Genomic DNA, 16,580 nt, shown 5'->3' on the forward strand with positions numbered 1-16,580 from the left:
ATTTTTAGTTTTTAGTTTTTGTTTGATTTTTGTGTTATCATATAATTTAACACTCTTTTTTTTGTAGAATATTAAATTGAATTGCATTTATTAGACACGTAACTAAAGTAAATGTTACAATTGATTTTTAATTTTAATTAACTCTGCTTTTACAGCTTCTAAACGAGTAATTATTTCATGCTTATCAAAAGTAGATTCCGGATTTTTCTTTAGTTTTTGTTTTGCTCCTTCTAAAGTAAAACCTCTTTCTTTAACTAAGTTATAGATTAATTTAAAGTTAGAAATATCTTTTGGCGTAAATAAACGATTGCCTTTAGCATTCTTTTTGGGTTTAATAATATCAAACTCTTTTTCCCAAAAACGAATTAAAGATGTGTTTACATTAAAAGCTTTGGCAACTTCGCCTATTTTATAGTAACTTTTATCAGGAAATTCTACATGCATAAAACAAGTAATTTAATCATAAGATTGTCCTTCTTCTGCTGCTGCTTTTTGCATTGCTGCAAATTCTTCTGGTGTTAAATCTCCATAATAAAAACTAATAGGGTTTACAGCTCTACCATTTTTATGTACCTCATAATGCAAATGTGCACCTGCAGATAAACCAGTATTACCAACATAACCTATTAAATCCCCTCTTTTTACCATTTTTCCTTTTCTAGTCTTTATTTTACTCATGTGCCCGTAAACCGTTTTATAACCATAACCATGGTCTATATAAACGACATTACCATAAGAGCTACTTCTTTGAGCTTTAACAACTTTACCATTTGCTGTTGCAAAAATAGGCGTACCAACTGGCGCTGTAAAATCCATACCTTTATGCATTTTTCTATACTTTAATATAGGATGCATCCTCATACCATAACCAGATGCCATTCTTGTTAAATCTTCATTTTTAACAGGCTGAATTGCAGGAATAGAAGCCAACATTTTTTCTTTCTCTTTAGCCAAACCTACAATTTCATCTAAAGATTTTGACTGAACAACTAATTGTTTTGTAAGTATATCTACATCTTTAGTTAACTCTTTAATCATGGTAGAATTATCAAAACCATCTAAAGATTTGTACCTATTTACACCACCAAAACCTGCTTTTCTTTGTTCTTCTGGTATAGGATTTGCCTCAAAATAAGTTCTATAAATGTTGTTATCTCTATCTTGTAATTGTGCTAATATTGCCGAACTTTCTTCCATTCTTTTAGATAGTAGTTCGTAATGAAGTTTAAGATTATCTAATTCTCTTTTTTGAGAACGTTCTGACGGAGACATAATAAACTGACTAAAAACAACAAAACCAATAAAAGCGATTAAAAAAACTGCTAATATCCCGAAAACACTTTTCTTGTAATAATCACTCTTTTTAACTGTAATTTTTCTGTAAGATAAAGTGTCTGCATCGTAATAATATTTTACTTTCGCCATAATACTAATTATACTATTTTTGTACTCTTAAAATGAGTTTATTATTATCAAACTCTGTTTTAATAACATACAAATTTACAAAATGTTTTACAATTGCTTTTTTTAAGCAACATTTTTTAAAATATATTAACATAATCCAAAGTATTTGGAAACTTCTTTTTTATGAAATCACAAGATATTCGCTCTACGTTTTTAAAATTTTACCAAGAAAAATCGCATTTAATTGTCCCTTCTGCTCCTATGGTTACTAAAGATGACCCAACTTTAATGTTTGTAAATTCTGGAATGGCACCTTTTAAAGAATATTTTTTAGGTAACGGAAAACCAAAAAAGAATAGAATTGCAGATTCGCAAAAATGCTTACGTGTTTCTGGTAAACATAACGATTTAGAAGAGGTTGGTTACGACACGTATCATCATACTTTATTCGAAATGTTAGGTAACTGGTCTTTTGGGGATTATTTTAAAAAAGAAGCAATTGCTTGGGCTTGGGAGTTGTTAACCGAAGTTTATAAAATTGATAAAGACATTTTATACGTTACTGTTTTTGAAGGTTCTGACGATACTGATAATTTAAAAATGGATACAGAAGCTTATGATATTTGGAAACAATATATTGATGAAGACCGTATTTTAAAAGGTAATAAAAAAGATAATTTTTGGGAAATGGGAGATCAAGGACCTTGTGGACCTTGTTCTGAAATTCATGTTGATATTAGATCTGCAGAAGAAAAAGCTAAAATTGATGGTAAAACTTTAATTAATGAAGATCATCCGCAAGTTGTAGAAATTTGGAACCTAGTTTTTATGCAATACAATAGAAAAGCAGATGGATCTTTAGAAAACTTACCAAACAAACACATTGATACCGGAATGGGTTTTGAACGTTTGTGTATGGTTTTACAAAACGTACAATCTAATTACGATACAGATGTTTTTACACCAATTATTAGAGAAATAGAAACCATTACAAACACAAAGTATGGTTCTAATGAAAAACAAGATATTGCTACCCGTGTAATTTCAGACCATGTTAGAGCAGTTGCTTTTTCTATTGCCGATGGTCAATTACCAAGTAATACAGGTGCAGGTTACGTAATTAGAAGAATTCTTAGAAGAGCTGTAAGATATGGTTTTACTTTTCTAGATAAAAAAGAACCTTTTATTTACAGATTGGTAGATGTGTTAAGCAATAAAATGGGAGAAGCTTTCCCAGAATTAAAAGCACAAAAACAATTAATAGAAAACGTAATTAAAGAAGAAGAAACTTCTTTTTTAAGAACCTTAGACCAAGGTTTAATTTTATTAGACGGTATTATTGCATCATCTAAAAGCAAAGAAATTTCTGGTGATAAAATTTTTGAGTTATATGACACTTTTGGTTTTCCAATAGATTTAACTGCACTAATCTTATCAGAAAAAGGATATACTTTAGATGAAAAAGGTTTTGAAGCTGAACTACAAAAACAAAAAAATAGATCTAGAGCTGCAAGTGAAATGTCTACCGATGATTGGACAATTTTAAAAGAAGATGCTGTTGAAGAATTTATAGGTTATGACACTTTAGAATCTAATGTAAAAATTACACGATACAGAAAAGTAACTTCTAAAAAGGATGGAGAAATGTATCAAATTGTTTTTAACTTAACTCCTTTTTATCCAGAAGGTGGTGGACAAGTTGGTGACAAAGGATATTTAGAATCACCTCAAGGAGATATTATTTATATTGTTGATACAAAAAAAGAAAACAATGTAATTATTCATTTTACTAAAAACTTACCTAATAACTTAAATGATACTTTTAAGGCTTCTGTAGACACTAAACAACGTTATAGAACAGAATGTAACCATACAGCTACTCACCTTTTACATCAAGCTTTAAGAGAAGTTTTAGGCACACATGTAGAACAAAAAGGTTCTGCCGTACACTCTAAATATTTGCGTTTCGATTTTTCTCACTTTTCTAAATTAACTGTTGATGAATTACGTGAAGTAGAAAATTTTGTAAATAGAAGAATTGAAGGAAAACTACCTTTAGAAGAAAAAAGAAACATACCAATGCAACAAGCAATTGACGAAGGTGCAATGGCTTTATTTGGTGAAAAATATGGCGATACCGTTAGAGCTATTAAGTTTGGTAAATCTGTAGAACTTTGCGGAGGGACACACGTAAAAAACACTAGTGATATTTGGCATTTTAAAATTAAATCTGAAAGTGCTGTTGCTGCAGGAATTCGTAGAATAGAGGCTATAACTAATGATGCTGTTAAAGATTTTTATTTTGATAATAACAGAACTTTGTTTGAAGTAAAAGATTTATTAAACAACACTAAAGACCCTGTAAAAGCAGTACAAAAATTACAAGATGAAAATGCTGCTTTACAGAAACAGATAGAACAATTATTAAAAGATAAAGCAAAAAACTTATCTGCAGAGATTAAAAATCAATTGCAAGAAATTAATGGTGTTCAGTTTTTAGCAACTAAAGTTGATTTAGATGCAAACGGAATTAAAAATCTTGCTTTTGCCTTAGGTAAAGAATATCAAAATTTATTTTTATTATTTGCTACTGCACCTTCTAAAGACAAAGCAATGTTAACTTGTTATATTTCTAAAGAATTAGCCAACGAACGTAGTTACAATGCAGGAACTGTTGTAAGAGAATTAGGAAAACTAATACACGGTGGTGGTGGTGGACAAAATTTCTTTGCAACTGCCGGAGGAAAAAATCCAGGAGGAATTCCTAAAGTTTTAGAAAAAGCAAAAGATTATTTAAAATAAAACTATTTAATACCTAAAAGTTTATTGAAATTTTTTAATTCGCATTTATAAAACTTTACTAATTTACTTTTTAATGATTGAGGTTTTGTGTTCTCTTTTTTCATGATTTAATATCTTATTTAAAAGATTAGACGCCTGTAATTAAAAATGTTACAACAAAATGAAACTTCAAACTAAAATTACGATAAAGCAAGAAACTAAAAATTGTATAGATTATCAATCTAAAATTTTGATGTTAGGTTCTTGCTTTTCTGAAAATATTGGAGAAAAATTAAGTTATTTTAAATTTCAATCTACACAAAATCCTTTCGGAATTCTTTTTCATCCGCAGGCAATAGAAAACTTAATTACAAATGCAATTAATCTAAAAGAATATTCTGATGCTGATCTTATTTATCAAAATGAAATTTGGCATTCTTTTGATGCGCATTCTAGCTTAAGTTCTCTTGATAGAAACATCATTTTAAACAACTTAAATAAAGCTATATCAACTACAAAAAAGAAGATAAAAGAAGCTTCTCATGTAATAATTACCCTAGGTACTTCTTGGGTTTATCGTTTTATAGAAGAAGACAAAATTGTAGCAAATTGCCATAAAATTCCACAAAAAAAATTCTTAAAAGAACTGTTATCTGTTGATGAAATTACCGCTTCTTTACAAGCTATAATTGCTCTTTTACAATCAGAAAACCCAAATGTAAACATACTTTTTACAGTATCTCCTGTTCGTCATTTAAAAGACGGATTTATAGAAAACACACAAAGTAAAAGTCATTTAATTGCTTCAATTCATAATATTGTTGATGCTAGAAAAAGAATTTATTATTTTCCTTCTTATGAAATTATGATGGATGAATTACGTGATTATCGTTTTTATGCAGAAGATATGATTCACCCAAACAAAACAGCTATTAACTATATTTGGCAACGCTTTGTAGACACTTGGTTTTCTAACGAAACCGCTCTAACTATGAAGGAAATTGATGTAATACAAAAAGGAACTTTACACAGACCTTTTAATGAACAATCTGCACAACATCAACAATTTTTAAAAAATTTAGAAACAAAAAAGGAGAAAATTATACAACAATTTCCTTTTATTGAATTTTAAAAAATCCTCAACTTAATTTAAAATTCAGTTTAATAAAACCTCCTATTATTAAACCAAAAAGGTTTACCTCATTATAAAAGATGTTCTTCTATTAGAAGATAATATTACCTTTATTTTCAACACTTATTTTCTTACTTACCACAATCAAGAAAAACTTAAAAACTACTATAACACTTTTTAAAAGAAGCAGTTAAAACACCTACCCACTTAAAAATCATACAAAAATACGGTAAACACCCTATTTTAAAATTTAAAAAAAGCAACAATATTTGTGTAAATAAAAAATAAAATAAATTATGAAAAATTTAAAAATTATTACACTACTTATTTTTGTTGCTACTTTATTAGCTTGTAGCGATGCTTCTGATGAGGATTTAGGAACTACAGGAGAAGGAATTCTTACTGCAAAAGTTGATGGAGAAGATTTTTCTTCATTAAAAGTAGCTGTTGTTGCTGTTGTATCTAACAATGTTGTAAACGTACAAGGTTCTAATTCTAATGGAGATTACATTAGGTTTAGTATTTTAAATTATAGTGGTCCTGGTGTTTACAAAACTGGTGATGCTATTACAAACGTTAATACAATACAATACGGAACTGTAAACCCAATTGTTGCATGGATTTCTACATTTACATCTGGTTCTGGAACAATAGAAATTACAGAAGAAACCTCATCTACAGTTTCTGGTACATTTTATTTTACAGGAATCAACGATGATTATGCTTCTAAAGTTATTACAGAAGGTGTATTTAGTGCTCCAAAAAATTAGGGGGAAATTTTATGAAAAAGTAAAAAAACAACCAATAGCATTATAATTAGTAAGTACTAATAATTATGATGCTATTTTTTTAATATATAAATTATAAAAAAAAGCTAAAACATTATAAATTATTGAGAAGCATATTTATTTATTTGTACCTTTATAAAATCATAACCCCCTTAAAATATGATTTCAAAAATATTAATTGGTATAATTTTAGGAATTATAACAGGAATGTCTATTACAACAATGTTTGTTCCTAAAGATACTGTTTTAATTGAATTATTTTTAACAAAAATTACTGCTACCTCTATAATTACTGGTGTTTTTTGCGGTATTTATGCTCATTTAAACAATTCTAAACTACAAACTTTTATAGTTTCAATTCTCATCGGAATTGCGGTATTTTATCTAAAATATTTTATTACTGGTCATCATTACGACCCTTTAAATATGGGTGCTTTTGTAGGTGCTATTTTAGGTGGTGTATTTACAATTATTAAAAAAATTAAGCATTCTGTAAAAGCATATAATAAATTACATATTTATCAAGAAAAAGGTTTTAATAATTAACCTCACTATTTTGTATATAAAAAAGAGTTGCAACTATATAGTTACAACTCTTTTTTTATTTTTTAATGTATTAATAAACGATCTTTTATAAATATTGATCAACATTTCCCCAAGGACCTCCATTAATTACATCTACTCCATTATTTGTTAAAAACTGAGTAGCCTGTCCACTTCTTGCTCCACTTCTACAAACAGCAATTACTGGTTTATCCCAAGATTTTATTTCATCCACATGATCAGGAATTGTTTGTAAAACAATATGTTTTGCTCCTTCAGAATGTCCTTCATTCCATTCTTCTTGTGTTCTAACATCTAAAACAACGGCTCCTTTTTCTAAATATTCTTTAATTTCTACACTCATATTTTTTCTTTTAAAAAAGTTAAACAATCCCATACTATCTTATTATTTTTTGCACAAAAATAATCCGTTTTCAATTAATTTTGTGTAGCTTTTGTTACACTTTAGCTCTTCTAATCTTTTTAAAATTTTAGACTTTATAGTATAGTTATTTTGCAAAGCTAGTTCATAGATTTCTAAAAGCAATAACCAATCATTAGAAAATTTAGTATTTAACCGATTAAATATTTCTGTTATTTTTTGCTCCGTCACTAAATTGTTTTCACGCATTTCTCTAACCTGGTTGTATAAAGCGTACAATTCTTTCTCTATATTAGAATAAGTAATTTTATGTGTTTTAACCTCAGAAACTTTACTAGTATCTGTAAAAGAATCTACATCTGCAGCACCAGCATAGGCAGAAATTACTTCTTTACCAATTGCCATATCATAAATTCCCCATTCTGGTTTAAATAAAATTTGGTCTTTATAAGTTACTGTACAATCGCTTAAAGAAATAATTAAAATTTTACCCCTTAAATCTCTAGTACCCGTAATTGCTTTTCCTTTTACAATTATACCGCTTTCAAACTCTAAAGTCATAAATTCTCCTTCATAAATTCCGTAAGCCTTTAAGTCTCTAGGGCTCATATCTTCTATTGGTAAATTAATTCCTTTTAACTTACCTATTGGAGAACCAAAACCACTTGCATGAGTCTTAATTCCGTGACCTATTAATTCTTTATCTCTATTTGATAAAGCTGTAGGACCAGTTGTTTGAAAATAGGCAACTTTATCATTGTTACACTTTATAACTTTTGTAAAAACTCCTGAAATTTGAATGCCAGTTGTTAATTCTATAGTTCCTAAATTTTTAGAATCTATCAATTTTTTAATCCCTTTTAAACCACCAGTTCTTAAAGCCATAGTATTTGCAAACTCATCTAAAACCAAACTTAAATAAGCAAAATCTGGAGTTACAAATAATTGAGGTTGTGGCTTTGTAATATCAAAATTTTGAGTTGCGGCCTTTATAGAATATACCTCTTTTTTTACTTCATCTTTCATACACCAAGCACTTTCTCCAATAGAAGACAACAAACCTGCTCCGTATATTTTAGGATTATCTAAAGTGCCAATTAACCCATATTCTACTGTCCACCAATGTAAGTTTCTTATTTGAGCCATTTCAGAAAGTTCCCCCATATTATCTTGAAGATACTCTACTTTTTCTTGTGCTTTTTCAATTTCTTTTTCTGATGAGTTTGGGTCTTCTTTTAGTATCGATAAAAGTCTAATTGCCTCATACATTTCATAATCTTTTGCAGACGAAATAGCTTTACTACCAATTTCACCAAATCTTCTTAAGTATTCTGCATATTCTGGATTTGCAATAATAGGTGCATGGCCAGCAGCTTCATGAATAATATCTGGTGCAGGTGTATATTCTATATGATCTATGGTTCTCATATCTGAAGCAATTACCAAAACATTATATGCTTGAAATTCCATAAAAGCATTTGGCGGAATAAAACCATCTACAGAAACAGCAGCCCAACCAATTTCTTTTAAAATCCTATTCATCCCTTCCATTCTTGGAATCCTTTCAAGAGAAATTCCTGTTTTTTCCAATCCTGATAAATATGACTTATGAGCAACTTTACTTAAATAATCTACGTTTATTCTCATTACAAATCGCCAAACAGCTTGGTTTTGTGCTGTATATTCATCGTAAGGCTGTTTAACAATAAATTTATGTAAATGTTTAGGTAGTTTTTTTGTTACTTCGTTCAGTTCAAAATGTAAACTCATCAAAAATAATTATTGAATTATTCTATCAAAATTAAACATTTAAATAATAAAAATGTATTTATACATTGTTAAAATACAACTTATATGTATTTTGTTAAATATTAATTAAACCAGTTAAATTAAATTTTACACTTAGAATAAATCTGCTTTTATTTTTTACTTATTCTTTTACGTTATCGGTTTCGTAAAAATTCTATAAAATGAATAAAAACGGTAAAATATTTCTTAATTTTACTACTCAATTCTAAGACAATGAACAAGAAAGTTATACTTATGATTTTAGATGGTTGGGGAATTACACAAGACCCAAAAGTATCAGCCATTTACAACGCAAAAACACCTTTTATTAACTCTTTATACGATAAATATCCTAATGCAGAATTAAGAACTGATGGAGAACATGTTGGCTTACCAGAAGGACAAATGGGTAATTCTGAAGTTGGTCATATGAATTTAGGTGCTGGTAGAATTGTGTATCAAAATTTAGCTAGAATTAATAAAGCTGTAAAAGAAAAAACTTTAGGCAAAGAAAAAGTTTTATTAGACACTTTTAAATATGCCAAAGAAAACAACAAAGACGTACACCTTTTAGGCTTAGTTTCTAATGGAGGTATCCATGCACATATAGATCATTTAAAAGGGTTAATTGATGTTGCTAAAGAAAATGAAGTTAACAACGTTTATTTACATGCTTTTACAGACGGTAGAGATTGCGACCCAAAATCTGGAACCTATTTTATTAATGATATTCAAGAATACATGAATAAAAACGGTGGTGAAGTAGCAACTATTACCGGTCGTTATTACGCAATGGATAGAGATAATAGATGGGAACGTGTAAAAGAAGCTTATGATGGTGTTGTAAACAGTATAGGTATTAAAACTACAGATATAATAGCCACAATGAACCAGAATTATGAAGATGGCATTACAGATGAGTTTCATAAACCTATTATTGCAACTAAAGAAGACGGAACACCTATTGCAAAAATAAAAGAAGGAGATGCTGTAATATTTTTTAATTACAGAACAGACAGAGGTAGAGAGTTAACTAATGTTTTATCTCAAAATGATTTTCCAGAATTTGGAATGAAAAAATTAGATTTATATTATACTACAATTACAATGTATGATTCTTCTTTTAAAGGAATAAATGTAATTTATAATAACGATAATATTAAAAATACTCTAGGAGAAGTTTTATCTAAAGCGGGTAAAAAACAAATTAGAATTGCAGAAACAGAAAAATACCCTCATGTTACATTTTTCTTTTCTGGTGGACAAGAAGAGCCTTTTGAAGGCGAATCTAGAATACTAAGAAATTCGCCAAAAGTTGCAACTTACGATTTAAAACCAGAAATGTCTGCTTATGAATTAAAAGACGCTCTTTGTGAAGATTTAAAGAAAGGAGAAGCTGATTTTGTTTGTTTAAATTTTGCAAATGGAGATATGGTTGGCCATACAGGTGTAATGGAAGCTGCAATTAAAGCTTGTGAAGCTGTAGATGCTTGCGCCAAAGAAGTAATAGAAACTGGTTTAGCTAACGGGTACTCTACTCTTTTAATTGCAGATCATGGAAATTGTGAAACGATGATGAATCCTGATGGATCTCCTCATACAGCACACACAACAAACCCTGTTCCTTTTATTCTAATAGACGATAAAATTACATCTATAAAAAGTGGAATTTTAGGAGATATTGCTCCAACAATTTTAGAATTAATTGGTGTAGAGCAACCAGAAGAAATGACTCAAAATTCTCTATTATAATAATTTTACAAAAATGAAAAAACTTTTTTTATTAAGCTGTATAATCATCTTAGCCTCTTGTTCTGCACAACAAAAAACAGTTAAGGCTAAAGAGATAACTGCAATTAAAAATAAAAAAGGCAACTTAGTTGGTTTAGCTAATAAAGAATCTTTTAATCAGGCACCTTATAACTCTTGGTTTAATCCAAAGTTTAACGAATACAACCCAGATAAAGCCACAATTGATGCTCTTAAAAAAGAATTAAAAGGGATAAAAATTAAAGCTTTTATGGGTACTTGGTGCGGAGATAGTAAAAGAGAAGTACCACATTTTTACAAAATTTTAGACCAAACGGACTATAATTTAAATAATCTAGAATTAGTAACCGTAAATAGAAGTAAAAAAACACCAGATAATTTACAAGAAGGTTTTAATATTATAAGAGTACCAACTTTTATTTTTTATAAAAATGATAAAGAAATTGGTAGATATGTAGAATATGCTAGAGAATCTTTAGAAAAAGATATATTAAAAATTGTTTCAGGAGAAACATATAAACACTCTTACGATAATTAATGCTTCCCAAAAACCCACTTATTATTGCTGTAGATTTTGATGGTACAATTGTAGAAGATGCCTATCCAAAAATTGGTAACGAAATGATTTTTGCTTTTGATACCCTAAAAAGGTTACAATCACAAGGACATAGATTAATTCTTTGGACATACAGAAGTGGAAAAAAACTACAAGAAGCCGTAGATTTTTGTAAAGAAAATGGCATAGAATTTTACGCTATAAATAAAAACTTTCCAGAAGAAGAATACGATGAAAAATATAGTCGCAAAATTCATGCAGATTTATTTATAGACGACAGAAATGTTGGTGGTTTTTTAGGTTGGACAGCAATACATAAAGCTATTTTTAATTACGAGCCGCCAGTAAAGAAGAAAAAAGGATTTTTCTCATTTTTCAAATAAGAAAACATACTTTTTAATAATCTAAAATGTAGTAACTTTGCGGTTCAATTTTTTTAACATGATTAAAGTAAAAACAAGAGAAGAAATAGAAATTATGCGCGAAAGTGCATTAATAGTTTCTAAGACATTAGGGATGCTTGCCAAAGAAATAAAACCTGGTGTTTCTACTTTATATTTAGACAAACTTGCTGAAGATTTTATTAGAGCCGAAGGTGCAATACCTGGTTTTTTAGGTTTGTATGATTTTCCGAACACATTATGCATGAGTCCTAATGACCAAGTTGTACACGGTATTCCTAATAAAAACCCGTTAGTAGAAGGCGATATTATATCTATAGATTGTGGCGCTCTAAAAAATGGTTTTTATGGTGATCATGCATATACTTTTGCCGTAGGTGAAATTGCAGAAGAAACTAAAAAACTTTTAGACATTACTAGAAAAAGCTTATACGTTGGTATTAAAGAATTTAAAGCTGGCAATAGAGTTGGTGATGTTGGTTATGCAATTCAAAAATTTACAGAAGATCATGGTTATGGAGTTGTAAGAGAATTGGTAGGACATGGTTTAGGTAGAAAAATGCATGAAGACCCAAATATGCCTAACTACGGAAAAAGAGGTAGAGGAAAGAAATTTGTTGAAGGAATGGTTGTTGCCATTGAACCTATGACAAATATGGGAACTCACCAAATAAGACAACATTCTGATGGTTGGACTATTACTACTTTAGACAACAAACCATCTGCACATTTTGAACACGATGTAGCAATTGTAAATGGTAAACCAGAGTTACTTTCTACTTTTAAATACGTTCATGAAGCGTTAGGTATAGAAACTAATGAAGAAGATGAATTTAGAGCAAGCTAATTGTGTCTATATTTAAATCTATACTTAATACAGTACCAAGACCTTGGTTAATAAAAGTTAGCTATTTAGTTAGACCTATTATTGCATTAACTTTAAAAGGTAATAAATTTACAGATCCGATTGATGGTAAAAGTTTTCGAAAATTTTTACCATACGGATATGGAAAACAAAGAGAAAATGCACTTTCTCCATCTACCTTATCTCTAGAAAGACACAGATTAATGTGGCTATTTCTAAAAGATGAAACCAACTTTTTTACATCAACAAAAAAACTTAAAACACTACATATTGCACCTGAACAATGTTTTTTAGATTTGTTTAGAAAACAAAAAAACCTAGATTATATTACTTCTGATTTAGAATCTCCTATTGCTGATGTAAAAGCAGATATTTGTAATTTACCTTTTGATGACAATACTTTTGATGTAATTTTTTGTAATCATGTATTAGAACATATTACAAATGATACAAAAGCGATGCAAGAATTGTTTAGAGTAATGAAAAAAGGTGGTTTTGGTATTTTTCAAATACCACAAGATTTATCTAGAGAAACTACGTTTGAAGACAATTCTATTACTGACAAAAAAGAACGTGCTAAGATTTTTGGACAATATGATCATGTTAGAGTTTATGGTAGAGATTACTTTAACAAACTTAGATCTATTGGTTTTAAGGTTGAAGAAATAGATTACACAAAAAAAATCGCTCCAGAAAAACTAGAACGATTTTGTTTGATGAAGAATGAAATTCTTCCTGTATGTTATAAATAATTAATCATTAAATTTCTCTAAATAATCTGGTAGTTTTTCTAACTTTTCTTCTCCTAGAATTATTATTCCATTTTGCATAATCTGATAAACTCCGTCTGATAATTTTACTACTTTAGAAATTCCTTCGTAGTTTAAAAATTCATTTTTAGGAGCATCAACTTCAACTCCGTATAAATCTATCCAAGAAATTTCACCATCTTTAATCGCTTGAAATTTATCCTTATAATAAGGACCAATAAATTGATAATCATTTGCAGACAACACTTTACCATCAACAGTACATAAATAAGAATGTACTTTTAAATTTTTATCAAAACTTAAAGTAAAAACACCACCTCCTAAAAAAGATCCTAAACTATACCATTCTTTATTTATTTTAACCTCGCCGTCTTTGTTAAATTTATCTAAAATATCACTCTTTTTTAATTCTTTTAAAAACTCTAAATCATTAGTTAAATTTTTAAATTCTTTAGATTTTAAATCGTAAACCAACGGTTTAGAAGAATTATTAGGATAAGCTACAAGCATACCGTTACCTCTCGGCAACATTATTTTACCATAATTTGTAGATAATCTGTTAAAATCTGATATGTTTGGCAGTAAAAATCCTTTCTTATTTTTAGAATTAAAACAATATACTTTAGTTGGTTCTTTAACTTTATCTTTTAGTATAATGTAACCATCATAGCTAATAAAGTCTTTATAGCTGTCTGCTTTTACAATTATAACTCCTTTATCATTTAAAATACCAAAATTTCCATCTTTAGAATAAACTGCAACTTTGTTTCTATTAAAGCTATAAATACTATCTAATTTTAATGATAATGCGTTAGACTTATCATTCCATGTTTTTGTTAAATATTCTATTCTTCTTATCTCTTCTTCTTTTCGTAAACGTTCTTCTTCAAGCCTTTTTTCTTCTGCAATTCTTGCAGCTTCTATTGCCTCTAATTCTTCATTTATATTTACAAACAACTCTACAAACTCTACATATTCTTCTGTTTTGTTTTCTCCATTAATTAAAAAATATTGTTCTGCATATTTTTTAGATTCATTAAAATCTCCTACTTCAAAATGTATATAAGCTCCTAATTTTGCTACATCTAAATCTTCTATAGTATCTAAATAACTAATTGCTTTGTTAAAATCTATTAAAGATTCTTTTTTTGTTTCTTGATTATTAAATTTTTCCCAAGCTCTTTTTATGTAAACATTAGCTATATCTTTATTAGATTGCGCCATAGATACTGTAAAAAAAAACAAGCATAATAGTTGTAGAATTGTCTTTTTCATCATTTAAATAATAATTTTTATTTTTTTTGCAATATAATATAAATATCATTTAGACAGCAAATTATAAATTCTTACTCGTAGCTGTAAGTTCTATATTCCTCTATTTCACCATTTTCATCAGAATACAAAAGAATTACTTTAATTTTATTATTCTCTTTTAAAAACAGTTTTGTTTTTTCTAATCCCATTGCCATAAATGCTGTTGCGTAAGCATCTACATCTGCACAATCTATGCCAGCAATAACAGATGCACTTAATAAATTACTTTCTGTTGCATAACCTGTTTTAGGATTTATTGTATGTACATATTTTTTTCCGTTTTCATCTATTCTAAATTTTCTATAATTACCAGAAGTTGCCATAGATTTATCTGAAAGATTGATATTTATAAAACCAGAATTGTCTTCAGATTTTAATGGATTAACTAATTTTATTAACCAAGGCTGTTTATTCTTTTTTAATCCTTTTGCACGAATCTCTCCTCCTATTTCAATAAGATAATTTTCTATTTTTTTACTATCAAAAAAACGAGCAACAACATCAATCGCAAAACCTTTTGCTATTGAATTAAAATCTAAATATATTTTTGGGTCTTCTTTTACAACAACTTCATTTTTTATATTAATTTTATCTAAACCCACATATTGCATGTAGTTTTTAATCTGCTCATCTGTTAAGTTAATTTTTTCTTTATTCGGCCCAAAACCATAAGCATTCACAAGATTACCTACCGTAGGGTCAAAATACCCTTCTGTTTCTTTATAAATCCTTTTAGATTTACTAAAAACTTCTTTAAAAATTGCATCTACAACTACTGTAGAATCGCCTTTATTAATTTTAGAAATATCTGATGTTGGAATGTATGTTGATGTAGATTTATTTATTAAAAAAAATAAACTATCTAAAGATTCTTGAAAATTATGTTTACTATTTAAATATGTAATACTATATGTTGTACCAAAGACATGACCTTTTAAAATGTGATCTTTTTTAATATTTTCTTTATTACAAGCAAATAAAAATGTAAAAATTGTAAATAATACAGCTATTTTTATAAGTTTCATTAGTTTATAGATTTTGTAACAAAAATAACATATAAAATTTTCATAAAATCTGTAAAAATCCAATTATTGTTAATTGATTTTGTTAAATTTGTGAGTGAATTTTAATTAAAGAGAATAAAGATGAAAAAAATATCGATACTACTATTAATTACTGTAATTGCAACTTCTTGTGTATCTAAAAAAGTTTATACAGAATTACAATCAGAACTAGTAGATGTTAAAGCAGAATTGCAAAAAAGTTTACTAGAAAACGAAAAAGGAACATCTAAAGTTGCTTCACTAACAGAACAAGTAAACTCATTAAAAGAAGACAAAAAAACAGCAATAAAACAAGTAGAAAACTTAACTGTTTTAACTCAATCTTCTTCTGATAATATTAAAAACGTTATTACTCAATTGAGTGAAAAAGATAAATTTATAAACGGTATTAGAACAGCAATGACTCAAAAAGATTCAATAAATCTTGCTGTAAAATATCACTTAACTAAAAACTTATCTGAAGGAATACAAGATGAAGACATTCAAGTAAATGTTGAAAAAACTGTTGTATTTATTTCTATTTCTGATAAATTATTATTTAAAAGTGGTAGCTATAATGTAACTGACAAAGCTTACAGTGTTTTAGAAAAAATAGCTAAAGTAATTAACGACCAACCAGAAATGGAAGTAATGATTGAAGGTCATACAGATACTACTCCTATTAAAAGAAACATTATTCAAGACAACTGGGATTTATCTGCTTTAAGAGCAACATCTGTAACTAGAATATTACAATATAAATACGGTGTACAACCAGAAAGATTAATTGCTGCTGGTAGAAGTCAATACATTCCTTTAGCACCAAATGATAATGCTTTAAACAAAGCTATTAACAGAAGAACAAAAATCATCATTATGCCTAAATTAGATCAATTTTTTGATTTATTAGAGCAAGATGCTAACTAATAATTAGTTGAAATATAGTTTTAAAAACCATCTGAATTTCAGATGGTTTTTTTATTTATAAAATTTTTTAAGCAATTAAACTTTTTCATATTAATACTGTCTAATTAATATCATCC

16 protein-coding genes are annotated in these 16,580 nt (G+C 28.2%); 10 read left to right on the forward strand and 6 right to left on the reverse strand.

Annotation, left to right across the window (positions count from 1 at the left end; translation table 11 throughout):
* Positions 1-114: 114 nt before the first annotated feature.
* Both KI686_RS14045 and KI686_RS14050 read right to left on the reverse strand, forming a co-directional pair.
* Entirely contained in the window at positions 115-444 is a 330-nt protein-coding gene (locus tag KI686_RS14045; protein ID WP_237589958.1) for a MerR family transcriptional regulator, read from the reverse strand.
* Positions 445-456: 12 nt separating this feature from the next.
* Entirely contained in the window at positions 457-1,425 is a 969-nt protein-coding gene (locus tag KI686_RS14050) for a M23 family metallopeptidase (protein ID WP_237589959.1), read from the reverse strand.
* A 162-nt stretch (positions 1,426-1,587) separates the two neighbouring features.
* Between KI686_RS14050 and alaS the strand changes: the two genes are divergently transcribed.
* The 4 genes from alaS (at position 1,588) to KI686_RS14070 (ending at position 6,651) form a co-directional block, all read left to right on the forward strand.
* Positions 1,588-4,206, forward strand: coding sequence for an alanine--tRNA ligase (alaS, locus tag KI686_RS14055; RefSeq protein ID WP_237589960.1), 2,619 nt, complete (start codon positions 1,588-1,590; stop codon positions 4,204-4,206).
* Positions 4,207-4,366: 160 nt separating this feature from the next.
* Entirely contained in the window at positions 4,367-5,317 is a 951-nt protein-coding gene (locus tag KI686_RS14060) for a GSCFA domain-containing protein (RefSeq protein ID WP_237589961.1), read from the forward strand.
* A gap of 296 nt (positions 5,318-5,613) precedes the next feature.
* On the forward strand, positions 5,614-6,087 hold the full coding sequence (locus tag KI686_RS14065) for a DUF6252 domain-containing protein (RefSeq protein ID WP_237589962.1): 474 nt from the start codon (positions 5,614-5,616) through the stop codon (positions 6,085-6,087).
* A gap of 177 nt (positions 6,088-6,264) precedes the next feature.
* Positions 6,265-6,651: a hypothetical protein gene (locus KI686_RS14070; RefSeq protein WP_237589963.1), complete on the forward strand. Its 387-nt coding sequence runs from the start codon at positions 6,265-6,267 to the stop codon at positions 6,649-6,651.
* 85 nt (positions 6,652-6,736) lie between these two features.
* Here the strand turns inward: KI686_RS14070 and KI686_RS14075 are convergent, their stop codons facing one another.
* Both KI686_RS14075 and KI686_RS14080 read right to left on the reverse strand, forming a co-directional pair.
* Positions 6,737-7,012: a rhodanese-like domain-containing protein gene (locus KI686_RS14075; RefSeq protein WP_237589964.1), complete on the reverse strand. Its 276-nt coding sequence runs from the start codon at positions 7,010-7,012 to the stop codon at positions 6,737-6,739.
* Between the two features lie 42 nt (positions 7,013-7,054).
* Entirely contained in the window at positions 7,055-8,800 is a 1,746-nt protein-coding gene (locus KI686_RS14080; protein WP_237589966.1) for an aromatic amino acid hydroxylase, read from the reverse strand.
* Between the two features lie 252 nt (positions 8,801-9,052).
* On the opposite strand from KI686_RS14080, the gene gpmI reads away from it, so the two are divergent.
* Genes gpmI through KI686_RS14105 form a run of 5 tightly spaced genes read left to right on the forward strand, consistent with a single transcriptional unit; the run spans position 9,053 to position 13,162 of the window.
* A complete protein-coding gene (gene gpmI / locus KI686_RS14085; protein ID WP_237589968.1) occupies positions 9,053-10,570 on the forward strand; it encodes a 2,3-bisphosphoglycerate-independent phosphoglycerate mutase in 1,518 nt (505 codons plus the stop codon).
* Between the two features lie 13 nt (positions 10,571-10,583).
* The gene (locus KI686_RS14090; protein ID WP_237589970.1) at positions 10,584-11,126 is read left to right on the forward strand and encodes a thioredoxin family protein; all 543 of its coding nucleotides are present in this window, start codon (positions 10,584-10,586) and stop codon (positions 11,124-11,126) included.
* Positions 11,126-11,527 carry a BT0820 family HAD-type phosphatase gene (locus tag KI686_RS14095; RefSeq protein ID WP_237589971.1) on the forward strand — a complete coding sequence of 134 codons (402 nt, stop codon included), beginning with the start codon at positions 11,126-11,128 and terminating at the stop codon, positions 11,525-11,527. The genes KI686_RS14090 and KI686_RS14095 overlap by 1 nt, the downstream gene beginning before the upstream one ends.
* 58 nt (positions 11,528-11,585) lie before the next feature.
* Positions 11,586-12,392 carry a type I methionyl aminopeptidase gene (gene map, locus KI686_RS14100; protein ID WP_237589972.1) on the forward strand — a complete coding sequence of 269 codons (807 nt, stop codon included), beginning with the start codon at positions 11,586-11,588 and terminating at the stop codon, positions 12,390-12,392.
* Positions 12,393-12,394: 2 nt separating this feature from the next.
* On the forward strand, positions 12,395-13,162 hold the full coding sequence (locus tag KI686_RS14105) for a class I SAM-dependent methyltransferase (RefSeq protein WP_438617009.1): 768 nt from the start codon (positions 12,395-12,397) through the stop codon (positions 13,160-13,162).
* Here KI686_RS14105 and KI686_RS14110 read toward each other — a convergent pair whose 3' ends face one another.
* Together KI686_RS14110 and KI686_RS14115 are read right to left on the reverse strand one after the other, a co-directional pair.
* Entirely contained in the window at positions 13,163-14,458 is a 1,296-nt protein-coding gene (locus KI686_RS14110; RefSeq protein ID WP_237589973.1) for a hypothetical protein, read from the reverse strand.
* A 68-nt stretch (positions 14,459-14,526) separates the two neighbouring features.
* The gene (locus KI686_RS14115) at positions 14,527-15,519 is read right to left on the reverse strand and encodes an FAD:protein FMN transferase (RefSeq protein ID WP_237589974.1); all 993 of its coding nucleotides are present in this window, start codon (positions 15,517-15,519) and stop codon (positions 14,527-14,529) included.
* 120 nt (positions 15,520-15,639) lie between these two features.
* Between KI686_RS14115 and KI686_RS14120 the strand changes: the two genes are divergently transcribed.
* Positions 15,640-16,464: an OmpA/MotB family protein gene (locus KI686_RS14120; protein WP_237589975.1), complete on the forward strand. Its 825-nt coding sequence runs from the start codon at positions 15,640-15,642 to the stop codon at positions 16,462-16,464.
* The last annotated feature ends 116 nt before the right edge of the window (positions 16,465-16,580 follow it).

The sequence above is a fragment of the Polaribacter sargassicola genome (genome assembly GCF_021991835.1).
Lineage (GTDB): Bacteria > Bacteroidota > Bacteroidia > Flavobacteriales > Flavobacteriaceae > Polaribacter > Polaribacter sargassicola.

What these genes read in the sequence shown, in the direction of transcription:
- KI686_RS14045 (WP_237589958.1), bottom strand. Translation starts at nt 444, where the DNA reads ATGCATGTAGAATTTCCTGATAAAAGTTACTATAAAATAGGCGAAGTT.
- KI686_RS14050 (WP_237589959.1), bottom strand. Translation starts at nt 1,425, where the DNA reads ATGGCGAAAGTAAAATATTATTACGATGCAGACACTTTATCTTACAGA.
- alaS (WP_237589960.1), top strand. Translation starts at nt 1,588, where the DNA reads ATGAAATCACAAGATATTCGCTCTACGTTTTTAAAATTTTACCAAGAA.
- KI686_RS14060 (WP_237589961.1), top strand. Translation starts at nt 4,367, where the DNA reads ATGAAACTTCAAACTAAAATTACGATAAAGCAAGAAACTAAAAATTGT.
- KI686_RS14065 (WP_237589962.1), top strand. Translation starts at nt 5,614, where the DNA reads ATGAAAAATTTAAAAATTATTACACTACTTATTTTTGTTGCTACTTTA.
- KI686_RS14070 (WP_237589963.1), top strand. Translation starts at nt 6,265, where the DNA reads ATGATTTCAAAAATATTAATTGGTATAATTTTAGGAATTATAACAGGA.
- KI686_RS14075 (WP_237589964.1), bottom strand. Translation starts at nt 7,012, where the DNA reads ATGAGTGTAGAAATTAAAGAATATTTAGAAAAAGGAGCCGTTGTTTTA.
- KI686_RS14080 (WP_237589966.1), bottom strand. Translation starts at nt 8,800, where the DNA reads ATGAGTTTACATTTTGAACTGAACGAAGTAACAAAAAAACTACCTAAA.
- gpmI (WP_237589968.1), top strand. Translation starts at nt 9,053, where the DNA reads ATGAACAAGAAAGTTATACTTATGATTTTAGATGGTTGGGGAATTACA.
- KI686_RS14090 (WP_237589970.1), top strand. Translation starts at nt 10,584, where the DNA reads ATGAAAAAACTTTTTTTATTAAGCTGTATAATCATCTTAGCCTCTTGT.
- KI686_RS14095 (WP_237589971.1), top strand. Translation starts at nt 11,126, where the DNA reads ATGCTTCCCAAAAACCCACTTATTATTGCTGTAGATTTTGATGGTACA.
- map (WP_237589972.1), top strand. Translation starts at nt 11,586, where the DNA reads ATGATTAAAGTAAAAACAAGAGAAGAAATAGAAATTATGCGCGAAAGT.
- KI686_RS14110 (WP_237589973.1), bottom strand. Translation starts at nt 14,458, where the DNA reads ATGATGAAAAAGACAATTCTACAACTATTATGCTTGTTTTTTTTTACA.
- KI686_RS14115 (WP_237589974.1), bottom strand. Translation starts at nt 15,519, where the DNA reads ATGAAACTTATAAAAATAGCTGTATTATTTACAATTTTTACATTTTTA.
- KI686_RS14120 (WP_237589975.1), top strand. Translation starts at nt 15,640, where the DNA reads ATGAAAAAAATATCGATACTACTATTAATTACTGTAATTGCAACTTCT.